This is a genomic window from Vibrio amylolyticus, from assembly GCF_023145695.1.
Taxonomy (GTDB): domain Bacteria; phylum Pseudomonadota; class Gammaproteobacteria; order Enterobacterales; family Vibrionaceae; genus Vibrio; species Vibrio amylolyticus.
In genome coordinates this window covers 1-682 of sequence record NZ_JAJHVV010000039.1, presented here as the reverse complement: position 1 = coordinate 682, position 682 = coordinate 1, and the positions used below count along the sequence as shown (strand labels likewise).

1 pseudogene is annotated in these 682 nt (G+C 45.5%); it reads left to right on the top strand.

The annotated features are described in order from the left end of the window. Positions 1-636: pseudogene (locus KP803_RS21780) on the top strand (bacteriophage T4 gp5 trimerisation domain-containing protein); the annotation flags it as partial. Positions 637-682: the final 46 nt, after the last annotated feature.

Here is a 682-nt window from a genome sequence, read left to right as displayed (position 1 = left end):
AACCGACAAGAAACCATTGATGGAGATAAAACCTCTATCACTAATCAAACCTTTACCGAGACCGTTGAGCAAGACGTCACGGTAACCTATAACGAAAATGAATCAGTGAACGTGGCTAATGATCGAGAGTTAACGATGGGTGGCCATAGAAAAACGACCATTGGTAAGAATGACGAGCTAACCGTGGATGGCGAACAGTCTACTGTGGTCTTTGAATCTCGCTCTTCTGAGGTGGCGAAAGAAGAGTCGCTCAATGTTGGTGGGCACCTGGACGTGCAAGTGCAGGGTAACACATCGATTAAATCCTCTGCTGAAACCACAGTCATTTCTGCCGATGAAATAAAAGTTCATGTTGGATCTGCAGGCATTACGCTGAAGAAGAATGGCAATATTTCAGTTTACGGCTCTTCGATTATGGTGGATGGCAGCACGAACGTTAAAATTCAAGGCGGCGCAGTAAAAATCAACCCTTCGGCTGCAGCTTCTCGATTTGTGGGTGTGAATATGCGCCCTCAAATCGTCAAACCAAAGCCAGAAATGACATCAGAATCTTACGCAGCGATAACCGAAGCGGGTAATTTAATGCAAGAGCTTTGTCAGTGCGATAAGGGGGGCGTATGTCAACTTCACAGCTAGACCCTTTATGGAATATTGATGCTAACCAACTGCCGACGATTCATTC